Annotated in this window: 2 protein-coding genes and 1 pseudogene; 2 read left to right on the top strand and 1 reads right to left on the bottom strand. The window is 67.9% G+C overall.

Features of this window, described 5'->3' with window-relative positions; genetic code table 11:
- A partial coding sequence (locus tag GJ629_RS16505; protein WP_197428665.1) for a HAMP domain-containing histidine kinase occupies nucleotides 1–189 on the top strand: 189 nt, incomplete at its 5' end.
- A gap of 78 nt (nucleotides 190–267) precedes the next feature.
- On the top strand, nucleotides 268–2,256 hold the full coding sequence (acs, locus tag GJ629_RS15215) for an acetate--CoA ligase (protein ID WP_157513770.1): 1,989 nt from the start codon (nucleotides 268–270) through the stop codon (nucleotides 2,254–2,256).
- Nucleotides 2,257–2,259: 3 nt separating this feature from the next.
- Here the strand turns inward: acs and GJ629_RS18150 are convergent.
- Nucleotides 2,260–3,073 (bottom strand): annotated as a pseudogene (locus GJ629_RS18150) (MFS transporter); the annotation flags it as partial.

Below are 3,073 nucleotides of genomic sequence, written 5' to 3'. Positions count from 1 at the left end.
ACGACGGCCCGGGCATCCCCCGACGACGAACTCGACGCCATCGACTCGGGCACCGAGACACCACTCCGGCACGGCACCGGACTGGGGCTGTGGCAACTCACGTGGGCCGTCCGGACGATGGGTGGAGAGCTTTCGTTCGACACCGACGACGGGACGACGGTCACGTTCACCGTCCGCGACCGGCAGTAGGCCCGGCGGGAGACCGACCGTCCGCACCCGAATGCAGGGCATACTTTCATAGGAGTGACCCGCAAACGCAGAAATACGATGGTCGACAATGATGATTCACAGTTGGAGGCACGACTCCCCGACCAGCAGTACTATCGTCCGCCGTCGAAGTTCGTCGGACAGGCGAACGTGACGGACCCGGCGGTGTACGACCGCTTCGAGGAGTTCCCGGAGGGGTTCGAGGAGTACGCCGAGTTGCTCGACTGGGACTCCCACTGGGAGGAGGTGCTGGACGACTCGAACCCGCCCTTCTTCGAGTGGTTCACCGGCGGGACGCTCAACGCCTCCTACAACTGTATCGACCGCCACCTCGACGAGCGAAAGAACCAGACCGCTCTGCTGTGGGAAGGTGAGGGCGGCGAACAGCGGAACATCACCTATCAGGACCTCTATCGGGAGGTGAACAAGATGGCGGCGGCGCTGAAAGAAGCCGGCGTCACCGAGGACGATGTGGTGACACTGCACCTCCCGATGCTGCCCGCCCTGCCCATCACGATGCTCGCCTGCGCCCGCATCGGCGCGCCACACTCGGAGGTGTTCGCCGGGTTCTCGGCGCAGGCGCTGGCCGACCGCATCGACGACGCCGACAGCGACGTGGTCGTCACCGCCGACGGTTACTACCGCCGCGGGGACTTCCTCGACCACAAGGAAAAGGCCGACGAGGCCTGTGAAGCCGCCGAGAAAGACGTCGACAAAGTCCTCGTCTGGGAGCGACACGAGGGCGAACTCCACCCCGACGCCGAACTCGTCGAGGGCCGGGACGTGCTGGTTTCGGAGTTGCTGGCGAACAACGAACGCGCCCGCGTCGACCCCGTCGAGCGAGACGCCGAGGACCCCCTTTTCCTGATGTACACCTCCGGCACGACGGGCCAGCCCAAGGGGTGTCAACACCGGACCGGGGGCTACCTCTCCTACGCCGCCGGGACCAGCAAGTACGTCCTCGATATCAAGCCCGAGGACACCTACTGGTGTGCCGCCGACATCGGCTGGATCACCGGCCACACCTACATCGTCTACGGGCCGCTGGCGCTGGGGACGACCAGCGTGATGTACGAGGGGACGCCCGACCACCCCCACAAGAGCCGGATGTGGGAACTGGCCGAAAAGTACGACGTGGACATCTTCCACACCTCCCCGACCGCAGTCCGGATGTTTATGAAGTGGGGCGAGGAGTATCTGGAGGGGTACGACTTCGACTTCCGGCATATGACGACCGTCGGCGAACCCATTCAACCCGAAGCGTGGAACTGGTACTACGAACACATCGGCGACGAGGACGCCGTCATCGTCGACACGTGGTGGCAGACCGAGACCGGCGGCCACCTCATCACGAACCTCCCGGCGCTGGACAATATGAAACCGGGCAGCGCCGGCAAGCCCGCGCCGGGCATCCAGCCGGCGATATACGACGACAACGGCGACCCCATCGAACCCGCCAGCGGCCGGGCGGGCAACCTCGTCATCGAGCGGCCGTGGCCCGGAATGCTCCAGACCGTCTACGGCGACGACGAGCGGTTCATAAACGAGTACTGGCGTGACTTCTCTGACGTCGATAGCGACGACCCCGAGGACTGGGTGTACAAGGCCGGCGACGGGGCCGTCCACGCACAGGACGGCTACTATCGAATCCTCGGCCGTCTGGACGACGTGATGAACGTCGCCGGGCACCGACTCGGGACGATGGAACTCGAATCGGCCGTCGCGGAGGTCCCCGAGGTAGCGGAGGCGGCGGTCGTCGCCCGCGAGGACACCGAGAAGGGCGAGGTCCCGGACGTCTACGTCACCCTGCGGGACGGCGTCGACCGGGCGGGCATCGAGGACAAGATAGTCGCGGCCATCGAGGACGACATCGGGAAGTTCGCGCGGCCCAATGCCGTCGTCGTCGTCGCGGACCTCCCGAAGACCCGGTCGGGAAAGATTATGCGCCGCCTGCTCGAGAACATCTCCAACGGCGACGACCTCGGCGATACGACGACGCTCCGGGACCCGAGCGTTCCGGAGGACATCCGCGATCAGGTGCAGGGGTAGGGCTCACCCCCGGCCACCAGCCAACTCCCGCGCCGCGGGGAGGGCACGCAACCGCAGCATCGACAGGCCGCCGAGGACGGGCCCGACAGCGAGGGGGGCGAACGCCCACTGCCAACCGACCACGTCGGCGACCGTCGGGAGCAGTTGTATCGAGACGGTCGTCAGCAGGAAGCCGATAGCGGTCTGAAGGGTCAGCGCCGTCCCGACGTAGCTCCCCTCGGCGAGTTCCGAGACGGCCGCCGAGAACTGCGCGGAGTCGGCGACGACGACCACGCCCCACGCGAGGACGAACGGGACGACCACAAGCGGCGAGCGACCGAAGACGACGCCGGCCCCGAGGCAGGCGCTCGCGCTGGGGGCGAGGCTGACGACGGTGACGGGCGTCCGGCCGTAGCGGTCGGCCAGCGGTCCCGCGAGTGCCGCGCCCGCGCCGCCGGCGGCGATCATCCCGAACGTCGCCAGCGCGGCCGCCGTCCGCGGGGGTCTGCCACCGCGCCGCTGGCGGCGAAACTGGCCAGCAGGTACGCCGGCATCCACGTCCAGACGGCGTACAGCTCCCACATATGACCGAAGTAGCCGCCGTTGGCGAGCATCGACGGCCGGTCGGCCAGCAGGCGACTGATGGCCCGCGGGTCGAACGGCGCCGTCGGCGATTGGTGGGGCCCGGGCCTGACGAACAGGACGAGGACGCCGCCGAGGGTCGCCAGCGCGGCCGCGCCGTAGAGGACGAGTCGCGGTCGGCCGACGCCGCCGACCCCCCGGAGGAGATGCGGGAGAGCAGAACCGACGCTCAACGCGCCGACGAGGACGCCGATGG

Source organism: Halapricum sp. CBA1109 (genome assembly GCF_009741825.1).
In the GTDB taxonomy this organism is placed as follows: Archaea; Halobacteriota; Halobacteria; order Halobacteriales; family Haloarculaceae; genus Halapricum.
The sequence above is the reverse complement of the archived record's forward strand: the minus strand, read 5'-3'. Positions and strand labels throughout refer to the sequence as shown.

What these genes read in the sequence shown, in the direction of transcription:
- acs (WP_157513770.1), top strand. Translation starts at nt 268, where the DNA reads ATGGTCGACAATGATGATTCACAGTTGGAGGCACGACTCCCCGACCAG.